Source organism: Klebsiella sp. LTGPAF-6F, assembly GCF_001753185.1.
In the GTDB taxonomy this organism is placed as follows: domain Bacteria; phylum Pseudomonadota; class Gammaproteobacteria; order Enterobacterales; family Enterobacteriaceae; genus Klebsiella; species Klebsiella michiganensis.
In genome coordinates this window covers 3,235,306-3,260,033 of record NZ_CP017450.1, presented here as the reverse complement: position 1 = coordinate 3,260,033, position 24,728 = coordinate 3,235,306, and the positions used below count along the sequence as shown (strand labels likewise).

The following is a 24,728-nucleotide window of genomic DNA, read 5'->3' as shown; positions in this document are numbered from 1 at the left end:
AAAGCCCGACGCCGTTTCCCGCGCCGGGGTGGGTGAGATAAGGGGGAGTTTACGGTGCGGTACTGAAAAACTCGCCGAATTTCACCGCCAGCCAGCCCACCGGGGTGGTGGCTCCGCCCACGATATTAGTGATTTCCGCCATCCCTTCCGGCACCGGAATGTTAGAGTTGACCGCCGCCTGGGTGTATTCCCGCGAAATATCCGTCCCGACGTACAAAATACAGGTGACCACCAGCGTGCCGGTGATAAACATGCGGAACATATTGCGTTTGCAGAACGGCGTCACCATCGCCAGCAGGAACATCAGCGAGGCCAGATCGACAAACGGCAGCACGCGGTTGCCCGGCAGAATAATCGCCAGCACCACCGCCATGGGGATCAGCAGCAGTCCGGTCGCCAGCACCGAGGGTTCGCCAATAAGCAGCGCGGTATCCATGCCGATATAGAAGTCGCGGTTGGGAAATTTCGCTTTCAGCTTAGCTTCCGCGGCATCGCGCACGATAAGCAGACCCTGCACTAAAATTTCGATCATTTTCGGCAGCAGCAGCATGGCGGCGGAAACTTTAATCGCCAGCGACACCGCGGCTGCAACATCGTATCCGGCAAGGAAGGCCAGCAGCAGCCCCAGCACGAAGCCCAGGGTCAGCGGTTCACCGAAGACGCCGAATTTTTTATTAATACTTTCCGGGTCGAAATTAATTTTATTGATCAGCGGGATCTTATCAATAATATAGTTACAGGCAATACCAAACGGCACGTAGGTTATACAGGTAAGATGGGGGAATGATATCCCTTTAAGATTATAGTTTTTTTGCAAATACGGTGCGGTTAAATCCGCCGCCAGCAGGGTTAAGATAAATATGCCGAAGGTAATGCCAACGGAGAGCCAGTAGTTACCGGTGCCGGCATACACGACCGACCCCATAATCAGGAAAATCCAGTAGTTGAATATATCGATATTTACCGTCTTGGTTAATTTAAGCAGCAGCATGGCGATATTGATAACAATAAATCCCACGACCACCGGCAGCATCAGCGGCGAGCCCCAGCCGATAGTGGAGGCGGTCGGCCAGCCGGTATCGACCACCGTCAGGTGCAGACCGATGCGTTCAACCATGGCCTGCGACGCCGGGCCGAGGTTGGTCAACAGCAGGCCGATCACCAGACCCACCCCTTCAAAACCGATACCGACCAGCATCCCGGCTTTAAATGCGGTGCCAATTTTAACGCCGAAGCACAGGGCGATAATAAAGAATATTACTGGCATCATCACTGATGCCCCCAGACTAATAATGCTGTTGATAATATCCATAATATTTCCTTAAAAGGCGGCCGAATTGGGCGCGAGCGAACCCGTGCCCAATGGGCCGTAGCAAAAACCTTAAGCGGCTCTTTTAATATTTAACCGAGTTGCTTCAGCAAGATCTCAGAAAAAATCTTCGGCGAATTGCTGAAGGCATCAATAGTACTGCCGGCAATATGCGGCGTTATCGTGACGTTATTCAGCGAATAAAACGCGCTATCCTCCGGCAGCGGTTCATCATCAAAGGTGTCGAGGGCGGCGCCCATGATTTTACCGTCCCGCAGCGCGGCGATCAGATCGCCTTCATTAATTAAGCCGGAGCGTGCGGTATTGACGATAATGGCGCTCTCCTTCATTAATTCAAAATGATGTGCGTTAATCAGGTTTTCCGTTTCCGGGGTCATGCGGGCATGTAGCGAAATCACATCCGCACGGCGAACCAGCTCATCGAGAGAATCCACCTTTTCATAGCTGTCATGGCCGGGGACGTACTTATCGTAAAAGATAATCTCGCTGCCGAAACCGCGCAGGAAGCCGGCCACCAGCTGAGCGATATGCCCCAGCCCGACCAGACCCACCACTTTGCCGCCCAGTTCAGGAATGGCCCGGTGGTTTGGACTCTCTTTGCGCCAGAACTTATCGCGCAGCGCATCGTGCGAGCGGGCGATGTTGCGCATTTCCGCCAGAATCATGCCGACGGTAAACTCCGCCACGCTGCGGGCATTACGCCCCGGCGTATTCATTACCTCAACTCCGCGCGCTTTGGCCTCCGCCTGATTAACGTTTTCAATGCCGCCGCGCAGCACGCCAACGTATTTAAGCTTTGGTAGCTTGTCGAATACCGCCGCGTTAACCGGGGCGAACTGGACGATCAGGATCTCAACCTCCTCAGCGCCCTGAAGCAGGGCGGCAGGCAGCGCCACCGCTTCGGAGCCTTGCTGTTCAACCAGTAAATTATCCTCCTGCAGTTTTTCAATCGATTCGTGCGACCATTCGCGCACTTCCACTGTAATGCCTTTATCTTTCAGCGCTTTCAGACCCGCGTCCATCATCGCTGCATTGATAAACAGATCGGCAATTGCCAGACATTTCATAATGATTCTCCATAAATTAACGCATCAACATACCGCCGGTGACATCCAGAGTCGCTCCCGTCATATAGCTGGTTTTCGGAGAGACCATGAAGACGCCGATGTCGGCAATTTCGTGCGGCTGGGCTACCCGGCCCACCGGAATACGGCTGACGTAATAGTCAGGATTCTGCTCAATGTTTTTACGGATCATCGCGGTATCCATAATGCCGACGGCGATGTTGTTGACATTGATTTTCTGTTTCGCCACCTCGCGCGCCAGCGAGATAGAAAATGCCACCAGGCCCGCTTTACTGGCCGCGTAATGCGCATGACCGGTGGTCGAACCGTGGAAGGCCGCCTGAGAAGTGATATTCAGGATGCTGCCGGCCCGATCTTTCGCCAGGCAGTGGTTGACAAACAGCTGGCTCAGGTGGAAAACCGCCTTCAGGTTGACGTTCATCACGCTGTCCCACTCCTGCTGGGTGATTTCAGTGACGTAGCCGCTTAGCCAGATCCCGGCGTTGTTGACCAGAATATCGGCGTTCCCCAGCCGCTCAATGCAGGTCGCGAACAGATTCTCCCGGCTTTGCTCATCGGAAAGATCGGTTTTCACCGCAATAATCTCGACGCTGGCGCTATTTTTTACCGTATCGATCAGCTGCTCCGGGCGCTCCTCATCACGCATATAGGTGAAGCAGATGTTGACCCCTTCTCTGGCGAGGGAAAGGACAAACTCTTTGCCCAGTCCCGTTGCGCCGCCGGTGACGATAGCCGTGCGGTGGTGTAAATTCAGATCCATACTTTCCTCGCTTAATGCGTAATGTAGTTACTGCAGCTTTTCCACGGAGACTGCATTTCCGATAGCAGATTTTTGTAGAGCTGATACTTATCCTGATAGACCTTGTTATTATCCGGGTTCGGCGTGACCGTTCGCGAAACGTGAACCATCTCATTTGAGGCAACAAAGACGTCATCAAACCAGCCAGCCATGACCGCGGCGGTCATCGCGGTGCCCAGGGTGCCGTGCTCTTTCACGTCGACAATCTCCAGGGTGGACTGGAAAATATCGGCGAATATCTGCAGCCAGACCGCAGAGTTAGTGACGCCGCCCGCAATCCGAATGGTGCGGCTTAGATCAGGGTTGATGTTGCGCAGACGTTCGGTGTGATAAAGGTGGCTGAAGGCGACCCCCTCGTAGATAGCGCGCAGAAAATGCGCTTTTTTATGGAAGCTATTCAGGCCGATAAACCCCGCGGAGGCGTCCGGGATGGTGTTGGAGCCGAAGACAAACGGGAAGAACAGCAGGTGGCTCTCGGCGGGCGTTGTCGTGGAGACCAGATCATTGCACAGATCGTAGACTGACGATCCCTGCGCCGCCGCGGCGGTGCGATCGCCTTCCATAAAGTTATTGATAAACCACTCCAGATTACTGGCGGATGTGGGGCTGGCCTCGGTAATTAACCATTTGCCCTCAATCGGATAAATCGAGGTCATAAAGAGATCCCGGTCGATAACCGGATGGTCGGTCACGTATTCATTGATGCTCCAGGTGCCGGTAATGATCGCCAGCTTATCCAGCGTATTGATGCCGGAAGCGACGGATGACGCCGAGATATCAAACACGCCGCCCGAGACCGGCGTGCCGGCACACAAACCGGTTAGCTGCGCGACGTCGTCGGTAATGTAGCCGCAGCAATCGGTGGAGCGTTTAATGGGCGGAAGCTTGTCGCGCAGATCGCCGAGCCCCCACCAGGCCAGCAGCGAGGCGTCATAGTCGCGGTCGCGAACGTTGATCAGGTTAGTCCCTGAGATATCGGTAAGTTCGAGAAAGGCTTCGCCGGTCAGATAAAAACGAATCAGATCTTTGACCATGAATATGTAGCGCGCGTTGTTCAGCGCTTCAGGCTCGTTCTCTTTCAGCCAGGCGAGGAGGGCGACGGGCTGGCCTGCCCAGATGGACTGCATGGTTTTGGGTAAAATGTCGCTGACAAACGTCGGGTCGCGGTACCACTTTTCAACCCAGCCCTTAGCCCGGCTATCGGTGGAGATGATCCCGTTGCGCACCGGGGCGCCCGTTTCATCCACCATATACAGCCCGTTGCCGTGGCCGGTGACCGCCACGCTTTTGATCTGGCTGGCGTCGATCCCCGACTGCGCGAGGGCCGTTTTAATGACTTCAACGTTGGCCGCCCAGAGTTCGTTGATATCTCGCTCGGTGTGAAATTCCTTCGGGGTCAGCATTTGCGTTGACTTCGACGCGCTGGCCACCACGTTGCCGGCGCGATCGTAAATCGCCGCTTTTGTGACGGTGCCGCCGTTATCAATGCCCATGACGTAGTGTTGTTTCATTGGCGTGGACTCCTTATGCGTTACCATAAACCGGGTTCGCTGGTGGTAATGCCTTTAAATCCGGCATGGAAAATTTTATCTACAAGGTATTTCCGCTTTACAAAGCCTCCGGCGATGAATATCACGTCAAAGCCTTTTAAATTCCGGCTAATCAATTCCAGACACTGGCAGGCATATTCAGCAGGTAAGATTTCAATAGCATCTGGCGGGTTATGCTTAACAATATCGATGGAGTGATCCAGCGAACGCGAGTCGATGAGCAATACCCGGAAGATAGTTAACAATCCCTCTTTTTTGGCATAGCGTAGGGCCGAGAGATTGGACGAAATAACACCATCAACCTTGTAGTAATTTTTGAGCAGACTGATCCCCGCTTGGTCGGGTTTAAAACCACCCAGTAGCTCCAGGTGAATAAGCACTTTCTTGCCGCGCTGATGGCATTTGCCAATCAGCGATTGCAGGTTGCCGATATTTGCTTCGGATAGCAGTACGTATTCTGATGCGCAGGACAGCGCCTGTTCAAAATGTTTATATTTTCTGACGGAAGGAATGATGGTGTTATTTAAGAACATATTAATATCCGATGTTATTTAGCCATGTAGAGGCTGTAGGCATCTTCCGCTGTGGCATTTTCATGGATGATGGCGTTCAGACCTGCTACTACTTTTGCCGGCTGTGGGTCCTGAGTAATATTGCGGCCCACCGCCACGCCTTTTGCACCCACCTGCATACAGTGCTGCACAAATTTAAAATAACCGTCGATGCCGGTTTTCGGGCCGCCCAGCGCCAGTACCGGCACGCCGGCCGCTTCGACGATAAGCCGATCATCTTCGGTACCGGTAAAGCGGGTTTTGATCACGTCAGCCCCCAGTTCAACGGCGATGCGGGCCGAGGCGGCGATAACGGCCGGGTTGTTGGAGTCGTCGCTGGTCACGGGATAGCCGTACGGCAGGGATTCCACGATCAGCGGCACGTTCCAGCGATCGGCGGCCTGCGCCAGCTGCATCGCCATGATGTGCGTTTTCTCTTCATTGAACGCGCCGGGGAAGGTCATGCACACTACGCCTTCCGCAGCCACTTTCAGCGCATCCTCAATGGAAAAGACGGGAGTCGTATCGGGAACGGTATTATCAAAAATATTCACTGTGCTATCGACGCGTAATACAACGGGAACGCAATTGAAAACTTCGCGGAAATTTTTCAACATGCCATAAGTGACCAGCGCGCAGTCCAGGCCGCTTTCAACAAGGGCCGGAAGCTGATTTATCGTATTATCAATACCATTTGTTTTGCTTGAAAAATAGTAGCCATCCAGCGCCAGCGTGACCGATTTACCATCTTTTGCGAAAATGCGAGAGAGACGACGTTCTTTAGACATTTTTTGACTCCTGAGATAGAAAAAAAACAAAAAAGGCCCTCAGAGACTTTCGTCTCTGAGGGCCTTCGATTCACTTACCCTTTTGATAATCGTTCAGCAATCCAAACCATTATCAATTAATTTTTCAGCCTGGCGGGTAGGGTTTAAATGGTGTTTAATTTAAATCCGTTCCCTTGCTTGAATTAATTACTAGCATGCCTGCGTTCTTTCTGTCTAGCCGTTGTTGATAAACTGAGATGCTTATCACGAATTAAACTTGAGTTTAATCTTATCAGCGCTTGCGAATTTGAACACCAACAGCCGATTTTATTGTGCTTATGCTAAGAGTAAAAACTCTATCGTCAACTGCGCCAGCAGCAGCAGCAGGGCAATCAGCGCCAGCCATTTCGCCGGACGCAGCTTATGCTGCGGAATAGAGGTATTACGCAAACGCACGAACCATGGATTGTTTTTCATTATTGACGTCCTGTCCCTGATGCCTGTTAACGCGATCGACAGAAACTGAATGACGATCTAATTAGCTGATATTAATGGATTAGTCGGCAATAACCCATGAATAAATGAAGCTGGTTTAGCTTTCATTCAATAATTGGGACTCAAATCATATACAACATAAATCAGGATAAGGGTCCGTCAATAAACGCTGTTTCAGACCCTCATCTGGCTGTCGCTTGCTGACAGGGCGTCCGCTGTCTTCAGAGTTCATGATCCCAGGGCGGGTTAGCGCCCGGCCTGGAAACCGTCACCGCGGCGGCGCGCATCCCCAGATCCACCGCCTGGCGAACCTGCTTGCGTGACAGTGTCACTAGTTTCTCCTTCTCCAGGAGCCCGGCCTGCGAGAGGCTGGCGAGAATACCGGCATTCACCGTATCGCCCGCGCCGACGGTATCGGCCACCGCTACGCGAATAGCGGGCACATGCAGATGAAAATCAGCGGTCCAGGCATCAGCGCCGTCAGCGCCGCGGGTGACCACGATAAGCTTCGGCCCCAGCGCCAGCCAGCGGCCTATCACCTCATGCTCTTCGCCGGGTTCGGCAAACCAAGCGAGGTCCTCATCGGAAAGCTTGACGATATCCGCTAATGCAATCATGCGCCTCATGCGCGCCAGGTGTTTCTGCCGGTCCGGGATGAAAATTTCACGAATATTAGGGTCGAGGAACATCACCCGACGCGGCGCTTCCCTTACCATCAGCGCTTCATAAACGCTGCCGCACGGTTCGGCGATCAGGCTGATGCAGCCGAACAGAACGGCGGAGACGTCATCCCCGAGCGTCGGCAGGTCGTTTTCAGTCAGCATTCGACCGGCGCTATTCTCATCGTAAAAGGTATAGCGGGCCTGACCGCCTACCAGCCTGACGAAGGCGAGGGTGGTGGGCAGCGGCGCGCGGGTTGAGGGCGAATAATCCACGCCGGAGGCGTCAAGCGTGTGGCGCAGCATGTCACCCATAAAATCGTCCGATAAACCGGAAAACAGCGCGACCGCCATCCCTTGGCGACCCAGGGCGACGGCGGTATTGAACGCCGCCCCGCCAACGCAGGGAGTAAAGGCGGGGGCATTCTCGCGGCTCCGACAGGGCAGCATGTCGATGAGGGCTTCTCCGCAGCAGAGGATCATGGCTTTTCTCCCTGACTCACCGCGACCACCGGCGGGGTTTCCAGCCGATCGGCTACCTGCATCCAGTTTTCGGCAAAACGTCCGCAGGCGGTCTTGATATCGACGCCGACGGGGAGCTCCGGACACTCGTTTTCGCCGTTGCTGCCCCAGTTAACCCATCCTGACTGGCGGCGCTGGACTATCTGAAACGCGCCGGAGGGGCGGGAGGTCCACCAGATCATCGCCCGGCCGCTCGCTGAATCATACTCGACGGTTTTACTGGCCGGCCCGGGAAAGATGGTTTCATCCGCGACGGCGGAAACGTCAACGGGCGAATCGGTCAGCAGCCATTCCCGTTCGGTGAGATCGGCTCTGCGATGCGCCCGGGCGCGAACCTGGCTCAGCCGTTCGCGAATCTCGGCCTCATCGAGCACGTTCTCCCAGCGGCAGAACATCCGCCAGTAGAGATCCCAGTGGGCGGAGGCCATATCGGCGAGCTGTTCGCGGAATTCGGTAAATTTCGGGCTCTGGTTTTCCGAGGTGGTGACGGTATTGGCCACCATGGCGACCAGCTCTTCGGCATAGGGGTCGCCCGCGCGATAGCGGGTGCCGCCGTACGCCGCGAAGCGATCGAACAGCAGTTTTCCCGGACCGCTCTCAAATTCGTCGCCGACGGTGATCTTGTTGGTCACCGAACGGCCGTTAATCACCGTTGAAAAATCATCTACGCAGTAGCGCCGCTGAAACCAGGGCGTGTTCCAGCTAAATTTCCAGTCGATGGAGAAACGTTTACCGCGCAGCTCCGGTAATAATCCGTCGGGGATCGCGCCGCGCATGCGGTAGTGATGATAGACCGGACCTTCCTCGAGGATCTCAATATCAACGAGGGTATGCTCCGGCGGGTTTATCAGCCCATTTTCCGGGGTAAAAAACGGGCCGTAAAACCCGCCAATGGCGTTATTTCCGGAAGGAAGCAGCTCGACGTTGTCCTGCAGCGCGCGAAAATGGCGCAGCCCCCACTTGGATGCACCTACGCCCTGGGCGGTTCCCCGACACATTTCCAGATCGAAGCAGCCGGTATTGAGACGGACAAAACAGTCCTTTTCCCGGCCAGGCAGCCGGTGGATACCGGCGATTTCACCGACTTCAGCCGCCGTGAGCGGGCGGTCAAGCCGCATCTTGAGGGTCCCGCTGAAGCTGACCGTCGCGATAAAAGCGGTACGGCTTGCCGACGACTCCTGCTCAAGGCGCTGGCACAGGATCCGCGCATCATCGTCGGTAATCGCCCACCACAGCGGCTCCTGCAGCTTCTCCGGGAGAATAAACGTAATCGGTTCGCGATCCCGGCTACCGTTCATCGGGTCCGTCAGCGTAATGTGATATGTCATGAGGGTATACTCCATTAAAATTTAAGCGTGCGAAGACCCGCCGCCAGCGCGGCGGATAAACAAAGCGTCAGGGAAAGCTAGCGGGTACGGGCGATCTCTTTTTTCCGCCAGAAGGTAAACAGCTCCGGATGCTGTTTCAGCCCGTCAATCGCCACGGCAAGAATGATGACGATGCCTTTAATCAATAGCTGGGTGAAAAAGGGCACGCTCAGCAGAATCAGGCCGGTGCTGAGTACGCCAAGAATAATCGACCCAATCAGGGTGCCGATAATCCGCCCGCGTCCACCGGCGAGGCTGGTGCCTCCCAGCACCACCGCCGCAATGGCGTCCAGCTCATATCCCGTACCCGCCGTGGGCTGGGCGGAAATCACCCTGGCGGCGAAGATAATTCCCGCCAGACCCGCGCAGACGCCGGCAATCATGTAGACCGCCGCCAGCACGCGTTTGACCCGTACGCCAGCCAGGCGCGCGGCCTGGGCGTTGCCGCCGACGGCATAGATATGACGGCCGAACCGCGTGCGCTCAAGAATGAACCACGCCAGCAGATAAACAATCAGCATAATAATGACCGGCACGGGGATACCGGCAAGATAGCCATTTCCCAGCTCGCGGAAGCTCAGGCTGCTCGACACAATAGGCTGCCCTTCGGTAATGGTGTAGGCCATACCGCGCAGGAAGGTCATCGTGCCGAGAGTGACGATAAAGGGCGCGAGGGCGAGATAGGCGGTGAGCACGCCGTTAAGCAGACCGCACAGCGCGCCCACGCCAACGCCGGCCAGAATCGCCAGCGGCGCAGGGAGCCCGGCCATCGCCGCGACCACTGAGACTACGCCGGAAACGGCGACGATTGACCCGACGGATAAATCAATGCCGCTGGTTAAAATGACGAAGGTCATGCCCGCCGCCAGAATAGCGTTGACGGAAATCGAGCGGGCGATATTCAGCAGATTATCGACGCGGTTAAAGTTTGGCGCGAAGGTGGACATCAGGATCAGCAGCACCAGCAGAACGATTAAGATCCCCACCCGATCCCACCATTTCGCAAAATCAAACGGCGCTTTGACCGGCAGTTCCGTCACAGGTTTATTGTTGTCCATGGCATTCTCCGGATTGACTGGTAAAGGTTCCTGTTGCGTGCAGCATCACTTCTTCTTCCGTGGCTGAAAACGAGGGTAACTGATGAACGATTCGCCCGCCGCGCATGACCAGCACGCGGTCGCTAATGCCGATGGCCTCCGGTAAATCGGAGGAGATCACCAGAATGGCTTTCCCGACGCGGGCGAGCTTGTCGATCAGTTCGTAGATTTCCCTTTTGGCGCCGATATCCACGCCGCGGGTCGGTTCATCGAGAATAAGCAGCCTCGAATTGCGCAGCAGCCAGCGCGCCAGCGCCGCTTTCTGCTGGTTTCCGCCGGACAGGGCGCTGACGGGCAGTTCAACCGCATTTTCCCGCAGCCGCAGCCTGCGCATCTGCTCAAGGACGGCGGCGCGAATCGACTTGCGTTTCACCACGCCGCCGGCGACAAAGCTATCCAGCGAGCTGATATCAATGTTGTGCTCAACCGAATGCCCGAGAAACAGTCCCTGAGTTTTGCGGTCTTCGGTCACCATCCCGATACCGTCGGCGATAGCGGCGGTGGGGTCTGCCGGATTGCTCGCCCGGCCGTCAATGCGCACGCTTCCCTGGGTGCGCGGGTCGGCGCCGAAGAGCAGGCGAGCGACTTCGGTTCGCCCGGAGCCCACCAGACCGGACATGCTCACCACTTCGCCCGCGTTGACCTCAAAGGAGACCGGGCCGGTCGCACTGCCTGCCAGATCCCTGACTTCCAGCAGTACCTTGCCGGGCGTACGCGGCTCGTGCTGATAGAGATCGACGATTTGCCGGCCGACCATCATGCGGACGATATCGGTGGTTGAGACGTTGCCGAGGATTTCCGTGCCGATCCACGTGCCGTCCCTGAAGACCGTGACCCGGTTTGCCAGCTGCCATACCTCTTCCATGCGGTGCGAGATATAGACCATCCCGACGCCATCCTGACGCATCTGCTCGATCAGCCGGTATAGCTGGAGAGTCTCCGCCCGCGACAGGGCGGCGGTCGGCTCATCAAGCACCAGCACTTTGGCGTTTTCACTGACGGCGCGGGCGATCTCGACCATTTGCTGACGTCCGATGCTCAACGAGCCGAGCGGCGCCTGCGGGTCGATGTCCGCGTTAATCCGATCCAGCTTCTCTCTGGCCTCCCGGTGCATCCGTTTGCGATCGAGAATACCGGCGAAAGCGGTCGGTTCCTGGCCGAGAAACAGGTTTTCCGCCACCGTCATATCGGGAACCGTATTCAGCTCCTGGTGGATAATGGCGATGCCATATTTGCGGGCATCCCTGGGCGTGCGAATATCAATCTCCTGCCCGTCGATAAAAATAACGCCGCTATCGCGCTGCTCGTTACCGGAGAGGATCTTCATCAGCGTAGATTTGCCCGCGCCGTTTTCCCCCATCAGGGCATGGACCTCTCCGGCGAATAAATCAAAGCGTACGTTGTTCAGCGCCAGGGTCGCGCCGTAGCGTTTTGAAATCCCTTCCAGCCTGAGCAAGGGAGGTGATGTTGTATCGGCCATTGTCTTTGCCCTCCGGGATGAACCTGAGCGTCATCCCGTTTTTGCCTCTTAAAGTGACGAAGTGATTACCAGCCCGGATAGCTGTCGACGTTATCGCGGGTGACCAGTACGCTGGGGATCAGGACGGTATGAGAGGCGATCGGTTTGCCGTCGACCATATCCTGAGCAAGCGTGATGGCCTGGCGCACCATTTCGCCCGGATTTTGCGTTGCGGTACCGATAAACGGCGAACCGCTGCGCTTAAGTTCTTCAACCGCTTCCGGGCTACCGTCGACGCCGGTAACTTTGATCGCGCCCGCTTTGCCCGCCTGTTCAACGGCCAGTACCGCACCGAGCGCGGAAGGATCGTTCATGCCGAAAATACCGGCGACGTCCGGATTGGCCGTGAGCATGTCGGTGGTCACCATCAGGCCGGAAGCGCGGTCGTTGCGCGATGCCTGCTGGCCGACGATTTTGATATCCGGGTATTTTTGCGCGACGTTTTTACAGCCTTTGATGCGGTCGATAATGGTCTGAATCGGCGTGCCATCCACCAGCAGCACTTTGCCTTTGCCGCCCATCTGGCTGAACAGGTATTCGCAGGAGGTTTCCCCGGCCTGGATGGCGTTGGTCATGATCGCCGCGTCTGCGCCTTTCGCGGGCGTATCGACCGCGATAACGATAATTCCGGCGGCTTTTGCCCGCTGAATGGCCGGCTCGATCCCGGATTCATCGACGGCGGAAATAATGATGAGATCCACTTTCTGCTGAATAAACGCGTCAATCTGCGTGTTCTGGTTTGCCAGATCGACCTGCGCATCCTGTACGTTAAGGGTTGCGCCGATTTGCGCCGCGGCCTGCTTAGCGTTCCTTTCCATTGCCGAGAAGAAGGGGTTGGACATGTCCTGCACCATTAAGCCGATGCGGGAGATTTTTTTGCCATCCTGCGGCGCGGCGCTGGCTGCGGGAATAAACCCTGTCATGGTGGTGATTACCGCGCTAACCGCGACAGCCAGCCATGCTTTGCGAAGTTTGGTCATATTCTGCTCCTTTCATTATCGTGTGGTATAAGGTACGGCCAGGTGTGGGGAAGCCTCAGAAATAATCCCCTGATGTTGTTTTTCGGTAGCGACTGAAATTCAGCCGTTATTTACATCGCTAAAATGATGAGCGCGTATAGCACGCCGTAGCCCGCTTTTTTGTCGGGTGGCGCCTTACCCGGCCGACGAAAACCGCAAGCGCCATTTCTGTCGGCCCGTGCAGGGGAAGCGCCGCCGGGCAATGCCGTCCGGGCGATACGTTGTCAGCAATCTTTTTAATAGTTATTCATTTTCTACAGCCGCAGGACTGGCGAATAACCAGCTCGGCGGGAACTTTACGCTGGGTATTAATTTCTCCTTTTCCTTCCGGATTAATTAACTGGATAAGCATTTCAGCCGACTGCCTGCCAATCTCTTCGCTGTTTTCATTAAGCACCGTTAGCGGCGGATTTAATAGCGGCGCCCAGTCGAATTCATCGTAGGCGATAAGCGCCATATCGTCGGGGATGGCTATCTGGCGCCGCTGAAGCTGTTTAAGTGAACCCAGCAGAATAGGGTTGTTACCGGCAATGAGCGCGTCCGGCAGCGATGTCTGGCGGTCCAGGTATCGGCTCAGGGTGTCCGCAGCCGACTGCGCGTCGTTCTCCGTTTCGACAACTTCAAGCGTTGCGCCGCAGCGCTCTGCGGCCTCGCGAATACCGCGCTCGCGTTCAAAACGCGTGGTCCAGCGGTCCGGGTAGATAAGGAGCAGCCAGCTTTTATAGCCGTGCTGCGCCAGATGGTTCCCCACCAGCAGGCTGGCCTGATAATTGTCGGTCGTGACGCTGGGAAAGTTGTGCTCGCCGCGGGGAGGTGAGTCAACGAAGACGACCGGAATATCCCATTTCGCCAGCAGGCTCAGGCTTTCCGGCTGAAGCGTCACCGTCGAAATGATCCCGGCCATTCGCGACTCGATCAGGCGGTTAATCATGCGATCTTCCTGCGCGCGGTCGTAGGTACCGTTGACCGCGATATCGCCAAGCACTACGGTCCACTGCGACGGCTGCAGCATCTGCTGAATACCGGACATCAGGTTAAGGTAGTAAGAGTTCGAGGCATGGGCGGTAATCACCGCCACCGAGTCCCTGCTTGAGCGGCGTAGCGCCTGGGCCGCGCGGTTAGGTACGTAGCCGAGTTCTCGCGCCACTTTTAAAATCAGCTCCCGGCTGTCGTCAGCAACGCCATCGCCACCGTTTAGCGCGCGTGAAACGGTAAACATAGAAAATCCCGTCGCTTCACTCACATCCCGCATCGTTGCTTTACGCATATTTCGCTCTCTGTATTTATGAAATTACCCGCGATATAGACGGCTATTTCCTTGACCTAAACGTTTATGAGGCTAAACATAAACGTTTAGGTTTGTTTGATCAGTGAGCCGCTTCTCGTTTTGTGAACAGAAGGTAAACAACGTCGTTTGTGAATGATTTCTATGTATTTATTGATTTAATGCATATTTAGCCCGCTTGCCGCTTTGCTACTCTTGAACGCATTCATTCACGGTCAGACAGGGTCGTCGCGTTGGAAATCTTTTTTTAACCCACTGAAAAGTATTCTCTAAATATTTTTCACATCGCAAAAATCACGGTCCGTTTTCCACGGATCCGCTTTTGTATGGGTTAAAAAAAGGTTCACCATGAAAATTACATGGAACGTCAGGCCAGTCGGCTATCAGCTGATTAGCAAGCGCTGCCCCGCCTGTCATGGGCAGCAGGATTTCACCCCATCCGGTGCCTTCCGGGTCAACTCGCAAAAAAAAGTGCTCGATGTCTGGAGTATCTATAAGTGCGTGCGCTGCGCGTATACCTGGAACATCAGCCTGTTCTCGCGTTTGCCCGTCAGCAAAATCAATCCGCAGCTCTACGCGCGACTTATCGCTAACGATAAATCTGCCGTCGAGGCTTACTCTCACGATCCGGTCGTTCTGCGGCGTAATCGCGCGGCGCTATCGGGTACGCCTGACTTTGTGGTTCAGGAACGCTGGCGCATCAACCTTGTTCGCGCTTCTCAGGTGAGGGTGGATGTCAGGGTCACGCGCGCCTTTCAGACCAGCCTGCTGTCGGTCCTGAGACGAGCGCTACGGCTTAGCGGTAGCGCGATCCGTCAACGTCTTCAATCGGGAGATATCGTCGGTATTACGCTGAAAGAACTGCGGGCGCCCAGGCTGCGGCCGGAGGGATATACGCTGTACATCACGAGGGAGGTTCTCCTGGCGCGCAGGCCTATTTCATTAAACGCGGGCTCAGCGCGCGGGAGACGATAGCCATTGCCCCGGATAGTTTTCTATCCGGGGAGCTGACTCGCAAAAATCGATTCGGGTTGCCGCAAGGAGCAAAATAGCCTTGCCTTTTATACTGTGAATTTATACAGTTTTTGGCGGCGGTACGGCGATAGTGTCCATCGGTATCCCGGATGCTGCGACGGCAAATTCTGTTAATAAAAGGAGAGTGCGATGTCTATGGATACGCGTAAAGAAGTGCTGTTTGTCCTCATCCAGGAGTACGCCGACTGGGAGTTCGCGCTGCTGGCACCGGGGCTGCGCCGCGGGTTTGGCGTATGGGAACCGCGATACGAAGTCAGGACCGTGGCTGCCGATAAGGGGCCGGTGAGGTCAATTGGCGGGGTGCGCTGCCTGCCGGATTATACCTTCGAGACGATACCCGATGATTACGCCGCGCTGGTGCTGGTGGGCGGAATGAACTGGTGGGGAGAGGAGGCCCGGCGGGTTGTGCCTTTGGTAGAACAAGCGCAGGCCCGGCAGATCGTGGTAGGCGCGATATGCGACGCTTCGGCCTTCCTTGGCGCGCATGGCTTTCTCAATGATGTCGACCACACCTCGAACGGGCTGGCCTACCTGCAGAGCCGGGCGGGGTCAGCCTACAGCGGCGCCGCGCGGTACAGAAACGAGCCTTCGGTACGCGACGGTAACCTGGTGACCGCCAACGGCGTTGGCTTTGTGGATTTTACCTGCAATATGCTGTCTGCCTTAAAGGCGGCCCGCCAGCAAGAGATCGAAGCCATGAGGGAGACGTTCAGGTCGGGAATGTTTACGGAAGGCTGATGCAGACAAGGCCGCGATTTGCATGGCCATTTGCCGAAATCGAATCATCTGGCTGAGAGCATCCGTCGCTATATTGAGAGTTGCCAGGGTTGTTGCGCAGGGTTTCGCCATGCGCTAACCCTGCATTAACTTTCCGGCGTGGGGTTTAGTCTGCGTTTGCGTAATAATCAAACGCCAGCTTATTGCCGTCCGGATCTCTGACGTAGGCGCTGTGGAAACCTTCACCGTACTGCGGGCGATGTCCTGGGGCGCCTTCATCACTTCCTCCCAGGCGTAGCGCCAGCTGATGCAGCTGCTGAATATGCTCAACCGAACGTGCGTTCAGGGCCACCATAGCGCCGTTGCCCGCTGTTGCCTGCTGCTGGTTGAACGGTTTGCCAACGCACAGCCCGATGGTGCGGTTTCCGCTGAATGTCCCCCACGATGCGCCTTGCTCGCTGCGGCCGCTCCGGGGCTGCCCCAGCATCTCCATCAACGGGTCGTAAAAACGAATCGCGCGCGGCAGATCGTTAGTGCCGAGCATGATGTAGGAAAACATGACTCCTCCTCATTTTTCGCCTGAAGGTTGCTGCTGCCAATCTAGCAGCAAGGCGCGAGCACGGGCAGCCCGGGGAGCCAGAAATCATACCTCCGTCGCGATTCTTCAGCGATTTTGCCCGCGCGCGAGCCGGCTGCTCAGCTCAGATCGTGCAAATCTTTATCATTCGGCGGCAGCAGTGATATCTGGTCGAAAGTAACCCGCAGGCCGCTGCGCTGCGGCGTGCAGCACATGATGCCGACCTTCGCCGCGCCGCCCGGAAAAGGGCACAGCCGCAGCAGCGGCCACAGTTGGCCATCCGTTGAATACTGCAGGCGCAGCGCTTCTCCGCGGCGGGTCAGACGCAGCCAGAACTCACCGGGGTCGCCCGGGAAAATACCGGTTGCCCAGTCTGATGTTCCCTGCGTCAGTACGCTACCGATAGCGGGCGCGCCGTCGTTGTACTCGATACCGGCCTTAATCCAGCGCCTGGCGTCCTGCATTAACATGATCCCTGCCTGGTCATACAGCGTACTGAAATCTGCTCGCACCCTTACCTGAAAGGTGAAGTCCCCCGCGGCTTCCGTGGCGTAGATATGCCCGGAAAAACGCTCAAACCCGTACCAGGTTTCGCGCCAGAAGTCGGTTTGCGCATCGGTCACTACGCGCAGTTCGCCGTCCTCTTCTGACCATGTCGCGGGTTCGTTAATCCATTGAAATATCTGATGCATCAGGCCTCCTGTCTTTGCTGAATAAGCGTTAAAAACCGCAGCGTGTCTTCGTCCGCCTGCTGTGCAAGGCGCGCATCCCACGCCGGACTGTCGGCATCGCAAAAGCCGTGCTGCGCATTGAACATCCGGCAGGTCACGGAGGGGTATTTCTCCAGCTCGTTTTGCAGGGCGCGGGGATCGAACGCCGGTTCATGGCGGGCGAGAATCACCTGCGTTGGGCACGGAGGCGCCGCATCGCAGTACTGGCGGATCCGTGAACCGTAGTGGCAAACCGCACCGTCGCAGAGTCCGCTTCTGGCGGCCAGCCAGGCTAAGGTGGCGCCCACGCTGTAGCCGATAAGGATTAGCGTGCCGTATTTCGCTCTTAGCTCGGCCAGCAGCGACACGATGGCGGCGGTATCAAATCCGACGTTATCGGAAAAGTGGCGCCAGGCCTGCTCCTGCTGCTCATAGGCGAACGGCGCAGAGTGAGGGAAAAGCGCTGGCGTGTACGCATCGAAGCCGCGGCTGCGCCAGGTCGCGGCGGTTCGCTGAATATGCGCGTTGATGCCGTAGATTTCATGCAGCAGGACGATGGCTTTATCGCAATCAGGTAACATACATGCGCCTCTGGCGGATAAAATGGGTTTTCTCCGGTCGGAAAGTCAGTTTATCAAGGCTGACGCCTGTAGTATAAACATACCGCCCGGAAGATTGTTCGTGCATCCAGGTCTTTGATTTTCCTGGTCGGATCAACGTCACGATACGCCATCACATCAAGGTAACGTTGTTTTTCAGCTTAACTTCCATCCAGTTAGCGAGACCGTATGAATGTAACCCGTGCCGACATGGCCGATCTTGTCTATTTTTTCGCCATCTCCCGCCATCAGAGTTTTAGTAAAGCTGCCGTTGAACTTGGGGTGAGCACATCGACGCTGAGCCACGCGATCAAGGGATTTGAGGCGCGGCTGGGCGTGCGTCTGCTGAACCGCACGACCAAAAGCGTTTCCCTGACGGCGGCCGGTGAAAGTCTGATCAACGCGGTAAGCGAGCCGCTCGCTTCAATCGATGTCGCGATTGAACAGCTCAATCCGTACCGCGACTCGCCTGCGGGACATATTCGGCTCAACGTCGCCGTTGAGGCGGCCACGCTGCTGCTGGCCCCGGTCCTGCCTGTTTTTGCTGAACGTTACCCCGATATTGAGCTGGATATCGTGGCCAGCAACCGCATTGTTGATGTAACGGAAGCGCGGTTTGACGCAGGGATCCGCTATGGCGGAACCGTGCCTGAAGATATGGTGGCGCAGCGGCTGTCTGCCGATGTGCGCTGGGTGGTCGCCGCATCCCCGGAATATCTTGCCCGTTTTGGCGAGCCCCGGCATCCTCACGATCTTCAACAGCACCGCTGCGTCAGCAATCGTCTGGGAAACAACCGCATTTATAAATGGGAGTTTGAACGTGGCGAAGAGCAGCTCACCGTCAAAGTACCGCCGCTGTTAACGGTCGATCTGGCGGAGACGGGCGTGGTGGCCATTCTGCAGGGGTTTGGCCTGATGTACCTGCCGGAACCGCTGATAGCAGAGCACGTCAGCGCAGGGCGCCTGCGTCTGGTGCTGACCGACTGGGCCTCATACGGACCGGGATTCTATATCTATTACTCCAGCCGTCATCAGGTTCCCACCGGGCTGCGCCTGTTAATCTCCCTTGTGCGGGAAATGAAGCCGCTCGGTCTGTAGCCCGATTGATGAAAATAACTCACAGCCCCATTCGATAGCGAGGGCTGGCTCCTTCTTATTCCGCGCCTTACCCTGTGGCAAAAGAGAAGGAGAGCTTGATGAACTATTCGCACCGCTGTATTCCCGGTCTGTTCTGGCTTTTGGCCGTCACCGCGTTTCTGTTTAGCTTTACCTCTACCAGCCGTGCCGCAGAGGCTAATACGCTGGTTATCGTCTCTCATCCGTATCCTGAGCAATCGGTCATGACCAAAGGTCTTGAGGCCGCAGCGCAAAGCGTACCCGGCGTGACCGTACGCAATCTCGAGGCGCTTTACGGTTTTGATACCCGAAATATCAATGCCGATGAAGAGCGACGGCTCATGCGGGAACACTCGCGCATCGTTTTTATCTTCCCGACCCACTGGTTCAACATCACCCCGATGATGAAGGCCTGGCTGAACGATACCTGGGGCAGCGTAGGGCCGGGAGTATGGCAGGGCAAAGAGATGCTGATTGTCACGACGGCCGCAGGCGGTGACGCGACATACGGCGAGACCGGGCGAACGGGCGTCAGCCTGGCCGACGTCTTTACGCCAATGAAGGCCAGCGCGCTGCATGCGGGAATGACCTGGCTGCCTCCGCTGGTTTTTCAGCGTGCCAGCCGCGATCAACTGCCTGAGTACCAGCGTCAACTGGTGGAAAGGCTGAAGAATTAACGTGTCGGAAAGGTGTTCAGGATGAAAGCTTTTATTGCCGTAGCTGCAATGTCGTTAATGCTGGGCGCGCCAGCCCTGGCAGAAGAAAAAAGAGGTGAAAAAATGGTTCCACGTAGTCCATCCGTATTGTCCGCTGAGGATATTCAATCCGTCGCGCCGGCGCTTGCCCGTTTCGGCAGCGAGGTGCTGATAGGGGATCTCTGGCAGAGAACAGAACTCTCGCGTCGCGACCGCAGCATCGTGACCGTGGCGATTCTTATCGCCCGTAATCAGCCGGCGGAGCTAAAACATAACGTTGAGGTTGCTCTGGATAACGACGTCACGGCGGCTGAAATCTCAGAAATCATCACGCATCTGGCTTTTTATTCCGGCTGGCCCAACGCGATGGCCGCCGTTGCGGTGACGAAAGATATTTTTGTCGCGCGCGGCATTGGCCGCGAGCAGCTGGCTGCTGCCTCCCCGGAGCTGCTCCCTCTTAATCAGGCGGTGGAAAATCAGCGTTCAACAACCGTAGAACAGAACTTCGGCGCGATTTCCCCTGGACTGGTGAAGTTTACGACTCAACCGCTGTTTCTTGACCTGTGGCAGCGACCGGGGCTGAAGCCGCGCGACCGCAGCCTGGTCACGGTCAGCGCGTTGATTGCCGCCGGGCAAAGCGCGCAAATTGGCTACCACCTTAACCGGGCGATGGATAACGGCCTCACCGCGCAAGAGGCGGGGGAGATCGTTGCGCATGCCGCTTTCTATGCCGGCTGGCCAAATGCCTTTTCAGCGGTAGCGGTGGTGAGTGAAGTCCTGCGCGCTCGTGGCCTGGCAGAGTGAGCGGATGTTCAACTCTCTTAGCGCCACGCTATTGATTTTTATTGCTACGACGGGGGCGGCATTTGCCGCCGGGCGGGAGAACGCGGTGAAGATTCAGTTTGAGTTCAATGGCGCCACGGTTGTCGGCTCGCTGGATGAGAGCGCAGCGGCTAATGAGTTCCTGGCGCAGCTGCCGATGACGGTGAAGCTCGAGGATTATGGTTCCACGGAAAAAATCGCCTGGCTGCCGACGAAACTGCGCCACGCGGACTCTGGCGCCTCAATGACCCCACGGCGCGGCGACATCGCCTATTACGCGCCGTGGGGCAATCTGGCCATTTTTCGCGAGGATTTTCGCCACTCCCCCGGGCTGATAAGCCTCGGGCGGATAGAGGAGGGACTCGCCGCGCTCGACCAGGCGGGAGCCGAAACGGTAACCATCCGGCGTTATTAAGTTCGTGCTGCGTTAAATTTTCCTTTCTGCATGCTTAAATGGGCTGTTTACAGCCCATTTATCGGATACAAAGCGAACGCTCAGTATCGACAAAAATCATCTACACTTTTCCAGCCAGGTCATTTTCACACCTAACGAGACGCTATCGTCCGGACATAGCATCCCGCCCTAAGACCCGACCCACTGCAGGCGTCAGGCCCGCAGCCTTGTTTTCTCACGAGAGGAGTTTGTAACATGGCATTTGTGACAACCAAAGACGGCGTCAATATCTTCTTTAAAGACTGGGGCCCGAAGGAGGCGCAGCCGATCGTATTCCATCATGGCTGGCCTTTAAGCGCCGATGATTGGGATAACCAGATGCTGTTTTTCCTGGCAGAAGGGTTCCGGGTGATTGCGATTGACCGACGCGGTCATGGTCGTTCAGATCAGGTGAGTGACGGTCACGATATGGAGCATTATGCCGCCGATGCCTCAGCGGTGGCGGAGCATCTGGATCTGCATAACGCCGTACATATCGGGCATTCCACCGGCGGTGGGCAGGTTGCGCGCTACGTTGCGCAGTATGGTCAGCCGCAGGGGCGCGTGGCCAAAGCGGTGCTGATCAGCGCGGTTCCGCCATTGATGGTAAAAACGGAGAGTAATCCGGGCGGTACGCCAATCGAGGTGTTTGATGGTTTTCGCAAAGCGCTGGCCGCCAACCGCTCGCAGTTTTATCTCGACGTAGCGTCCGGGCCGTTCTACGGCTTTAACCGTGAAGGCGCGGAGGTGTCCCAGGGCACGATTCAGAACTGGTGGCGGCAGGGCATGACCGGTAGCGCAAAAGCGCACTATGAGGGGATTAAGGCGTTTTCTGAAACCGACCAGACCGAAGATTTAAAAGCCATTACGCTGCCGGTGCTGGTGATGCAGGGCGATGACGACCAGGTTGTGCCTTATCAAAACGCCGCGATACTGCAGGATAAGCTGCTGCCGAACAGCCAGCTAAAAATTTATCCCGGCTTTCCGCACGGTATGCATACCTCGCACGCCGATGTGATTAACGCCGATCTGCTGGCGTTTATTCGCTCGTAGCCTGGTGTTATAAGAAGGCCGCCATCCGGCGGCCTTATCGTTTACATCAGGCTTTCATGCTGGAGGATTTTGAGCATTTCGTCCTTCAACATAAGTTTTTCTTTCTTCATCTGTACAAGCTCGAGACTGTATCCTTTGCCATCGACTCCTTCTATGCGCGAAATGTCGTGATCGAGTGCATTATGTTTTTCGAATAGCGACTGAAAGCGCGGGTGCGTGGTTTTCAATCGAGAAATCAGCTCTCTGTATTCTGGAAACATGTACCTTCCTTGTTGATGGTGAAAAGTGTGTACGCTGACACACACATTCAGATTACCCATATGAATAAAATGGTAATGCGAACGAAGTCGCGTTTATGTTACGTACCAATGAAATCTCAGGGGCCGGAAGCGGCCTGGAGGCATAGATGACAGTTGAAGAACCCACCGTTGCGCTGATCGGTCCGGGCGCAATTGGTACCACCATCGCCGCGGCGCTGCACGAGGTTGGCCGTACGCCTCTGGTATGCGGCCGCCGCGCGCACCCGCAGCTGTCGCTGCGTTTTGATGGCGGAAATATTGTGGTGCCGGGGCCGGTCTTGACGGAACCGGCATCGGTCGCCGCGCCGTACGACCTGGTATTTGTGGCGGTAAAAGCGACACAAATTGCGGCTATTGCACCGTGGCTGCAAGCGCTGTGTCACGATCGAACGGTAGTCTGCGTGCTCCAAAACGGCGTTGAACAAAAAACGCTGTTCGCGCCGTACGTGGCGGAAGCTACCGTGCTGCCATCGGTCGTCTGGTTCCCCGCCCAGCGTGAACCTGAAGCGTCAGTCTGGCTGCGGGCGAAACCGCGCCTGACGCTGCCGGATGTTGAGGGGGCCGAGCGGGTGCGGCACGCGCTACGGGACACGCGCTGTGAAGTGGATATCAGCGCGGATTTTCTCTCCGTTGCGTGGCGTAAACTGCTGCAGAATGCGGTCGCCGGTTTGATGGTGCTGGCGGGGAGGCGGGCAGGGATGTTTGCCCGCGACGATATCACGGCGCTTGCTTTAGCCTATTTGCAGGAGGGGCTGACGGTGGCGCGCGCCGCAGGCGCCAGCCTGGACGACGGCGTGCCGCAGGAAATTCTCGCCGGTTTTCACCGTGCGCCTCCGGATTTAAGCACTTCAATACTGACGGATCGCGAGGCCGGGCTGCCGCTGGAGTGGGATATTCGCAACGGGGTCGTTCAGCGATATGGCCGTATTCACCATATCCCCACGCCGTTAAGCGATGTGATTGTGCCGCTGCTGGCCGCCGCCAGCGACGGGCCGGGCTAAAGGCGCGGGACGCCGGCGTGTTAACGTTCCCCGGGATCAGATTGATTCCGCCAGCCGGTCGACAACCACTTTGCCGCTATTATCAAACTGGGTGATGCGGTAATTCACGCAATAGGAACGGCGGGTGGTAAATTGATTGAATAACGCCACCCGGCCTTTTTTATCACCATTTTTATTCACAATAATCCATTCGGTGACGTCCGTTGAATTCTCTTTACCGCTGCTGGCGTCCTGTTGTTCGACCAGACGATCCTCTTTTTCTACCTTCAAAAAATCACGTAACATTTATTTATCTCCGCTCATCATTGTTTTTAACAATACTCTCTTTATCGATTCATTCAATTAAACATTTTAATCAAAGCTATGAATTATTAGTCAGGAATGAATTGGCTTAGTGAGTGTGTATCCCGTTGAATTTAAGTAACATAAATTTAATCACCTCACCCGGGATACGTATGTTTTTCCATGAGTAACGGTTTTTTTATCCCGAATCCATTTATGTGACAACGTCACATAAATGTTAATGTCGACCTACCTCACAGATAGAAATTTTATATGACGGATGCGAACTTGATCACTTGACTGGTCAAGTGGGGCGCACCTATGTTGAAAGCACCTTCTTATCCGTTCCGGGGAGCAAGAAACATGGGCATCATTCGAACGTTAAACGGGGATATTTCCGCTAATCAGCTGGGCGTCACCTACAGCCACGACCATATCTACTGTATTCCGCCCTATTGGGCCGAGCGTCAGGATGACGATCTGTTACTCGACGATCCGCAGGCTTCAGAGCGTGAATTAAGCGACTTCCACCGGGCGGGTGGTAACGCCATCTACGACGCCACCGCGCCGGATTATGGCCGTCAGGCCGCAGCCGTCGCCGCCATGGCGCAGCGCCAGCAGCTGCACATTATCGCCACTGCGGGTTTTAACAAAGGCTTTCTGTGGAGCAGCAAGCGGCCGGGCTCCGCGCAAACTTTCGCCGAATGGATTGCACATTCAGAGGTTGATGAACTGGTTGAACATGTCTGTCGCGAGGTCACTGAGGGGATAGAGGGCACCGAACATCGGGCCGGCGTGGTGAAGTGCGGTACCGGCTATAACGCCATTTCCCCTCTGGAACAAAAAACCATGGAGGTTATCGTTCGCGCCCAGCAGCGCACCGGGGCGCCGATGCACAGCCATACGGAAATGGGGACGATGGGACTCGAGCAGGCGCAGCTCTTTAAAAAATGGGGGCTGGATCTCTCCCGCTTATGTTTTGCTCATATGGATCGTAACCCCGATCCCTGGCTGCACCGTCAGATCGCCAACACCGGGGCGTTTCTCTCTTTCGACGGTATCAGCCGCATAAAATATCACCCAGAGCACATCCGTACCCAGGCCATCCTGGCGCTCTGCCAGCGCGGTTATCAAAAGCAGATCTTAATCGGCGGCGATTTTGCCCGTAAATCCATGAGCGCGCATTACGGCAAAGGGGGGCTGGGACTGAAATTTATCCTTAGCGACTGGCGGCCAAGATTCATTGACGAGGCCCGGGAAGCCGGGTTTGACGGCGAAGCGCTGCTGCATGATTTCTTCGTCGACAACCCGGCGCGTTACCTCGCTTTTGCCTGAGGAGATGTT

At 56.0% G+C, this 24,728-nt stretch carries 27 protein-coding genes; 9 read left to right on the top strand and 18 right to left on the bottom strand.

Annotation, left to right across the window (positions count from 1 at the left end):
• Positions 1-49: 49 nt before the first annotated feature.
• The 13 genes from BJF97_RS15205 to BJF97_RS15150 form a co-directional block, all read right to left on the bottom strand.
• Entirely contained in the window at positions 50-1,312 is a 1,263-nt protein-coding gene (locus BJF97_RS15205) for a PTS galactitol transporter subunit IIC (protein ID WP_004851075.1), read from the bottom strand.
• 89 nt (positions 1,313-1,401) lie between these two features.
• Complete coding sequence (locus BJF97_RS15200; protein ID WP_014838545.1) at positions 1,402-2,397, bottom strand: 2-hydroxyacid dehydrogenase; 996 nt, start codon at positions 2,395-2,397, stop codon at positions 1,402-1,404.
• 16 nt (positions 2,398-2,413) lie between these two features.
• Positions 2,414-3,175, bottom strand: a complete 762-nt coding sequence (locus BJF97_RS15195; protein ID WP_014229444.1) for an SDR family NAD(P)-dependent oxidoreductase — start codon at positions 3,173-3,175, stop codon at positions 2,414-2,416.
• A gap of 11 nt (positions 3,176-3,186) precedes the next feature.
• Entirely contained in the window at positions 3,187-4,725 is a 1,539-nt protein-coding gene (locus BJF97_RS15190) for an FGGY-family carbohydrate kinase (RefSeq protein WP_032694948.1), read from the bottom strand.
• A gap of 20 nt (positions 4,726-4,745) precedes the next feature.
• On the bottom strand, positions 4,746-5,297 hold the full coding sequence (locus BJF97_RS15185) for a glycerol-3-phosphate responsive antiterminator (RefSeq protein WP_014838543.1): 552 nt from the start codon (positions 5,295-5,297) through the stop codon (positions 4,746-4,748).
• Between the two features lie 14 nt (positions 5,298-5,311).
• Positions 5,312-6,103 carry a class I fructose-bisphosphate aldolase gene (locus BJF97_RS15180; RefSeq protein WP_004851066.1) on the bottom strand — a complete coding sequence of 264 codons (792 nt, stop codon included), beginning with the start codon at positions 6,101-6,103 and terminating at the stop codon, positions 5,312-5,314.
• Positions 6,104-6,418: 315 nt separating this feature from the next.
• Positions 6,419-6,559 (bottom strand): hypothetical protein, encoded by a 141-nt coding sequence (locus BJF97_RS34720; RefSeq protein ID WP_004851064.1) that lies wholly within the window; start codon positions 6,557-6,559, stop codon positions 6,419-6,421.
• A gap of 239 nt (positions 6,560-6,798) precedes the next feature.
• Positions 6,799-7,719, bottom strand: coding sequence for a carbohydrate kinase family protein (locus BJF97_RS15175; RefSeq protein WP_032694949.1), 921 nt, complete (start codon positions 7,717-7,719; stop codon positions 6,799-6,801).
• The gene (locus BJF97_RS15170) at positions 7,716-9,086 is read right to left on the bottom strand and encodes a hypothetical protein (protein WP_032694950.1); all 1,371 of its coding nucleotides are present in this window, start codon (positions 9,084-9,086) and stop codon (positions 7,716-7,718) included. Before BJF97_RS15170 ends, BJF97_RS15175 begins: the two co-directional genes overlap by 4 nt.
• A gap of 77 nt (positions 9,087-9,163) precedes the next feature.
• Positions 9,164-10,183: an ABC transporter permease subunit gene (locus BJF97_RS15165; RefSeq protein WP_004851056.1), complete on the bottom strand. Its 1,020-nt coding sequence runs from the start codon at positions 10,181-10,183 to the stop codon at positions 9,164-9,166.
• Positions 10,170-11,702 (bottom strand): sugar ABC transporter ATP-binding protein, encoded by a 1,533-nt coding sequence (locus tag BJF97_RS15160; RefSeq protein WP_032694951.1) that lies wholly within the window; start codon positions 11,700-11,702, stop codon positions 10,170-10,172. Before BJF97_RS15160 ends, BJF97_RS15165 begins: the two co-directional genes overlap by 14 nt.
• Before the next feature lie 65 nt (positions 11,703-11,767).
• Positions 11,768-12,721, bottom strand: coding sequence for an ABC transporter substrate-binding protein (locus BJF97_RS15155; protein WP_014229437.1), 954 nt, complete (start codon positions 12,719-12,721; stop codon positions 11,768-11,770).
• Between the two features lie 286 nt (positions 12,722-13,007).
• On the bottom strand, positions 13,008-14,027 hold the full coding sequence (locus tag BJF97_RS15150) for a LacI family DNA-binding transcriptional regulator (protein ID WP_070082932.1): 1,020 nt from the start codon (positions 14,025-14,027) through the stop codon (positions 13,008-13,010).
• A 366-nt stretch (positions 14,028-14,393) separates the two neighbouring features.
• On the opposite strand from BJF97_RS15150, the gene BJF97_RS15145 reads away from it, so the two are divergent.
• Together BJF97_RS15145 and BJF97_RS15140 are read left to right on the top strand one after the other, a co-directional pair.
• Positions 14,394-15,020: a DUF1062 domain-containing protein gene (locus BJF97_RS15145; RefSeq protein ID WP_014229435.1), complete on the top strand. Its 627-nt coding sequence runs from the start codon at positions 14,394-14,396 to the stop codon at positions 15,018-15,020.
• Positions 15,021-15,209: 189 nt separating this feature from the next.
• Positions 15,210-15,818, top strand: coding sequence for a DJ-1/PfpI family protein (locus BJF97_RS15140; RefSeq protein ID WP_014229434.1), 609 nt, complete (start codon positions 15,210-15,212; stop codon positions 15,816-15,818).
• A 145-nt stretch (positions 15,819-15,963) separates the two neighbouring features.
• Here BJF97_RS15140 and BJF97_RS15135 read toward each other — a convergent pair whose 3' ends face one another.
• From BJF97_RS15135 to BJF97_RS15125, 3 genes are all read right to left on the bottom strand, one after another.
• On the bottom strand, positions 15,964-16,356 hold the full coding sequence (locus BJF97_RS15135; RefSeq protein WP_032694952.1) for a VOC family protein: 393 nt from the start codon (positions 16,354-16,356) through the stop codon (positions 15,964-15,966).
• Between the two features lie 137 nt (positions 16,357-16,493).
• Positions 16,494-17,066 (bottom strand): DUF1349 domain-containing protein, encoded by a 573-nt coding sequence (locus BJF97_RS15130; protein ID WP_004851043.1) that lies wholly within the window; start codon positions 17,064-17,066, stop codon positions 16,494-16,496.
• Positions 17,066-17,665, bottom strand: a complete 600-nt coding sequence (locus BJF97_RS15125) for a dienelactone hydrolase family protein (protein WP_032694953.1) — start codon at positions 17,663-17,665, stop codon at positions 17,066-17,068. Before BJF97_RS15125 ends, BJF97_RS15130 begins: the two co-directional genes overlap by 1 nt.
• Before the next feature lie 207 nt (positions 17,666-17,872).
• Between BJF97_RS15125 and BJF97_RS15120 the strand changes: the two genes are divergently transcribed.
• The 5 genes from BJF97_RS15120 to BJF97_RS15100 all read left to right on the top strand — a co-directional run bounded on the left by BJF97_RS15120 (position 17,873) and on the right by BJF97_RS15100 (position 21,802).
• A complete protein-coding gene (locus BJF97_RS15120) occupies positions 17,873-18,781 on the top strand; it encodes a LysR family transcriptional regulator (protein ID WP_032694955.1) in 909 nt (302 codons plus the stop codon).
• Between the two features lie 98 nt (positions 18,782-18,879).
• The gene (locus tag BJF97_RS15115; RefSeq protein ID WP_014229429.1) at positions 18,880-19,476 is read left to right on the top strand and encodes an NAD(P)H-dependent oxidoreductase; all 597 of its coding nucleotides are present in this window, start codon (positions 18,880-18,882) and stop codon (positions 19,474-19,476) included.
• A 21-nt stretch (positions 19,477-19,497) separates the two neighbouring features.
• On the top strand, positions 19,498-20,298 hold the full coding sequence (locus tag BJF97_RS15110) for a carboxymuconolactone decarboxylase family protein (protein WP_014229428.1): 801 nt from the start codon (positions 19,498-19,500) through the stop codon (positions 20,296-20,298).
• Between the two features lie 4 nt (positions 20,299-20,302).
• Positions 20,303-20,731 carry a cyclophilin-like fold protein gene (locus BJF97_RS15105; RefSeq protein ID WP_014229427.1) on the top strand — a complete coding sequence of 143 codons (429 nt, stop codon included), beginning with the start codon at positions 20,303-20,305 and terminating at the stop codon, positions 20,729-20,731.
• Between the two features lie 234 nt (positions 20,732-20,965).
• Positions 20,966-21,802 (top strand): alpha/beta fold hydrolase, encoded by an 837-nt coding sequence (locus BJF97_RS15100; RefSeq protein ID WP_032694956.1) that lies wholly within the window; start codon positions 20,966-20,968, stop codon positions 21,800-21,802.
• A gap of 41 nt (positions 21,803-21,843) precedes the next feature.
• Here the strand turns inward: BJF97_RS15100 and BJF97_RS15095 are convergent, their stop codons facing one another.
• Positions 21,844-22,062: a YdcH family protein gene (locus BJF97_RS15095; RefSeq protein WP_004102179.1), complete on the bottom strand. Its 219-nt coding sequence runs from the start codon at positions 22,060-22,062 to the stop codon at positions 21,844-21,846.
• 146 nt (positions 22,063-22,208) lie between these two features.
• Here BJF97_RS15095 and BJF97_RS15090 point away from each other — a divergent pair, with 146 nt between their 5' ends.
• Positions 22,209-23,102 carry an oxidoreductase gene (locus BJF97_RS15090; RefSeq protein WP_032694958.1) on the top strand — a complete coding sequence of 298 codons (894 nt, stop codon included), beginning with the start codon at positions 22,209-22,211 and terminating at the stop codon, positions 23,100-23,102.
• Positions 23,103-23,138: 36 nt separating this feature from the next.
• Here the strand turns inward: BJF97_RS15090 and BJF97_RS15085 are convergent, their stop codons facing one another.
• The gene (locus BJF97_RS15085) at positions 23,139-23,387 is read right to left on the bottom strand and encodes a hypothetical protein (RefSeq protein WP_014229424.1); all 249 of its coding nucleotides are present in this window, start codon (positions 23,385-23,387) and stop codon (positions 23,139-23,141) included.
• Positions 23,388-23,747: 360 nt separating this feature from the next.
• Here BJF97_RS15085 and BJF97_RS15080 point away from each other — a divergent pair, with 360 nt between their 5' ends.
• Positions 23,748-24,719: a phosphotriesterase family protein gene (locus BJF97_RS15080; RefSeq protein WP_032694959.1), complete on the top strand. Its 972-nt coding sequence runs from the start codon at positions 23,748-23,750 to the stop codon at positions 24,717-24,719.
• The last annotated feature ends 9 nt before the right edge of the window (positions 24,720-24,728 follow it).

Bases quoted from the DNA above. Each gene is read 5' to 3' on its own strand.
- BJF97_RS15085 (WP_014229424.1), bottom strand. From the start codon at position 23,387: ATGTTACGTGATTTTTTGAAGGTAGAAAAAGAGGATCGTCTGGTCGAA.
- BJF97_RS15130 (WP_004851043.1), bottom strand. From the start codon at position 17,066: ATGCATCAGATATTTCAATGGATTAACGAACCCGCGACATGGTCAGAA.
- BJF97_RS15135 (WP_032694952.1), bottom strand. From the start codon at position 16,356: ATGTTTTCCTACATCATGCTCGGCACTAACGATCTGCCGCGCGCGATT.
- BJF97_RS15205 (WP_004851075.1), bottom strand. From the start codon at position 1,312: ATGGATATTATCAACAGCATTATTAGTCTGGGGGCATCAGTGATGATG.
- BJF97_RS15150 (WP_070082932.1), bottom strand. From the start codon at position 14,027: ATGCGTAAAGCAACGATGCGGGATGTGAGTGAAGCGACGGGATTTTCT.
- BJF97_RS15125 (WP_032694953.1), bottom strand. From the start codon at position 17,665: ATGTTACCTGATTGCGATAAAGCCATCGTCCTGCTGCATGAAATCTAC.
- BJF97_RS15105 (WP_014229427.1), top strand. From the start codon at position 20,303: ATGTTCAACTCTCTTAGCGCCACGCTATTGATTTTTATTGCTACGACG.
- BJF97_RS15100 (WP_032694956.1), top strand. From the start codon at position 20,966: ATGGCATTTGTGACAACCAAAGACGGCGTCAATATCTTCTTTAAAGAC.
- BJF97_RS15175 (WP_032694949.1), bottom strand. From the start codon at position 7,719: ATGATCCTCTGCTGCGGAGAAGCCCTCATCGACATGCTGCCCTGTCGG.
- BJF97_RS15145 (WP_014229435.1), top strand. From the start codon at position 14,394: ATGAAAATTACATGGAACGTCAGGCCAGTCGGCTATCAGCTGATTAGC.
- BJF97_RS15195 (WP_014229444.1), bottom strand. From the start codon at position 3,175: ATGGATCTGAATTTACACCACCGCACGGCTATCGTCACCGGCGGCGCA.
- BJF97_RS34720 (WP_004851064.1), bottom strand. From the start codon at position 6,559: ATGAAAAACAATCCATGGTTCGTGCGTTTGCGTAATACCTCTATTCCG.
- BJF97_RS15160 (WP_032694951.1), bottom strand. From the start codon at position 11,702: ATGGCCGATACAACATCACCTCCCTTGCTCAGGCTGGAAGGGATTTCA.
- BJF97_RS15155 (WP_014229437.1), bottom strand. From the start codon at position 12,721: ATGACCAAACTTCGCAAAGCATGGCTGGCTGTCGCGGTTAGCGCGGTA.
- BJF97_RS15190 (WP_032694948.1), bottom strand. From the start codon at position 4,725: ATGAAACAACACTACGTCATGGGCATTGATAACGGCGGCACCGTCACA.
- BJF97_RS15090 (WP_032694958.1), top strand. From the start codon at position 22,209: ATGACAGTTGAAGAACCCACCGTTGCGCTGATCGGTCCGGGCGCAATT.
- BJF97_RS15110 (WP_014229428.1), top strand. From the start codon at position 19,498: ATGAAAGCTTTTATTGCCGTAGCTGCAATGTCGTTAATGCTGGGCGCG.
- BJF97_RS15080 (WP_032694959.1), top strand. From the start codon at position 23,748: ATGGGCATCATTCGAACGTTAAACGGGGATATTTCCGCTAATCAGCTG.
- BJF97_RS15165 (WP_004851056.1), bottom strand. From the start codon at position 10,183: ATGGACAACAATAAACCTGTGACGGAACTGCCGGTCAAAGCGCCGTTT.
- BJF97_RS15115 (WP_014229429.1), top strand. From the start codon at position 18,880: ATGAACTATTCGCACCGCTGTATTCCCGGTCTGTTCTGGCTTTTGGCC.
- BJF97_RS15120 (WP_032694955.1), top strand. From the start codon at position 17,873: ATGAATGTAACCCGTGCCGACATGGCCGATCTTGTCTATTTTTTCGCC.
- BJF97_RS15140 (WP_014229434.1), top strand. From the start codon at position 15,210: ATGTCTATGGATACGCGTAAAGAAGTGCTGTTTGTCCTCATCCAGGAG.
- BJF97_RS15180 (WP_004851066.1), bottom strand. From the start codon at position 6,103: ATGTCTAAAGAACGTCGTCTCTCTCGCATTTTCGCAAAAGATGGTAAA.
- BJF97_RS15170 (WP_032694950.1), bottom strand. From the start codon at position 9,086: ATGACATATCACATTACGCTGACGGACCCGATGAACGGTAGCCGGGAT.
- BJF97_RS15095 (WP_004102179.1), bottom strand. From the start codon at position 22,062: ATGTTTCCAGAATACAGAGAGCTGATTTCTCGATTGAAAACCACGCAC.
- BJF97_RS15200 (WP_014838545.1), bottom strand. From the start codon at position 2,397: ATGAAATGTCTGGCAATTGCCGATCTGTTTATCAATGCAGCGATGATG.
- BJF97_RS15185 (WP_014838543.1), bottom strand. From the start codon at position 5,297: ATGTTCTTAAATAACACCATCATTCCTTCCGTCAGAAAATATAAACAT.